Annotated in this window: 2 protein-coding genes; both read right to left on the reverse strand. The window is 63.4% G+C overall.

Translation table 11 applies throughout. The features are described 5' to 3' along the window. The coding region (locus KVT38_RS33360; protein ID WP_217598041.1) for a DUF2800 domain-containing protein at nucleotides 1-879 on the reverse strand (879 nt) is incomplete at its 3' end. Next, nucleotides 879-1,304 carry a hypothetical protein gene (locus tag KVT38_RS33365; RefSeq protein WP_217598042.1) on the reverse strand — a complete coding sequence of 142 codons (426 nt, stop codon included), beginning with the start codon at nucleotides 1,302-1,304 and terminating at the stop codon, nucleotides 879-881. The genes KVT38_RS33365 and KVT38_RS33360, both read right to left, overlap by 1 nt. Nucleotides 1,305-1,359 lie beyond the last annotated feature (55 nt).

Below are 1,359 nucleotides of genomic sequence, written 5' to 3' on the forward strand. Positions count from 1 at the left end.
CGCGAAGTCCTCGACGTCCTTGGCCCACGCCTTGAGCTGCTCGGCGACGTACAGGATCGATCCGATCTCGTCGAGCGTCAGCGTCGCCGGGTCTTTGAACTCGTAAGCCAGCGCGGCCATGTTGGCCTCGGCACGCGCCCGGCAATTACCCTTGATCTTGCACCACCGGCAGTGGTCGCCGGACTTGAATTCGCCGTTGCCGTCGAAGGCCAGCGCGGCCGCCGGACCCACGACCGTCTCAGCCCACTGCAGCAGCTCGTCGATCGGCAGTACGTCCGTCGTCACGCTGTCGAGCCGCGGCTGTACGATAGTCCCGTGCACCTCGCGGATGTCGTACAGGTAGCTGTAACCGGACCAAGCGCCAAGGCCGTACAGCCGGATCTGCGGATTGCCAATCGCGCTGACCGGCTGCCCCTTCCCATACTTGAGATCGATCACGTCCATGATGCTGTCCGCGATGATGAGAACGTCGCCGGTCCCATACCCTTCCGGCACCCACTCGGTAAAGTCCAAGCGCTCCTCGAACAAGATGACTGCGTCTGAACTCCGTGCCTTGGCAGCCATGAAGCACTCTTCCACAACCTCGACGTAATAGCCGACCGCGTCCTCCATCTCGGGGCCGTAATAGGGGTTGCTCGCCTTGAAGTCGGCGATGGCCTTATCCAGGCGCGCGCGCTCCGCCCGGTTGCACGGTGTCAGCCGGCGCCTCAGGAATAGCTCGGAATACTCATGCGCGGCGGTGCCCTCATCGGCGTACTCGCTCCGCTTGTCCGGCACGCTCTCTTGCGCCCGGGCGCTCGGCGGGCAGTTAATCCATTGGCTCGCCTTGGACGCGCCCAGCAGGGCGTGAGAGCGTTCAGCATGTGCAGGCGCTGACATTAGAGCTGCTCCAGCTCGGCCTTAAAGGCAATCCGCTTGTTCGCCGGCACGGCCGTGATGTTCGGCACGCCGTACTTGTCCAGCAGCGCCTTGATCGCCTTTTTGGCGTCCGGGCCTTTCTTGCCGATCTCCGCAGCGACTCCGCGCAGCTCCACGTCGGACGGCACCGATTCGTCGGCGGCAGCGTCTCTGCCGCCCAGGCTTTCGACGTCCTCGTCGGACACGTCCGGATCTTCCGTTTCGGCCGGCGGCGCTTCTTCCTTTGGCTGCTCCGTCTTGGTGCGAGTCGTACGCGGTGCACGCTCCGTCTTGGGCGTCTCGGCGATCGTTGCGACGGGCTTGGCCGCAAAGCCTCCCGACAAGCTGGACAGTTCGGACAGTGCTTCTGCGGCGTTCTCGCCGTTGATGATGATTTGTACGCTCATGGATGATAGCCTCCGATGTATGTTAGTCGTAGCAGTGGCTACGTTGAAGCTGCTG

The sequence above is a fragment of the Cohnella sp. GbtcB17 genome, from assembly GCF_019091135.1.
In the GTDB taxonomy this organism is placed as follows: domain Bacteria; phylum Bacillota; class Bacilli; order Paenibacillales; family Paenibacillaceae; genus Cohnella.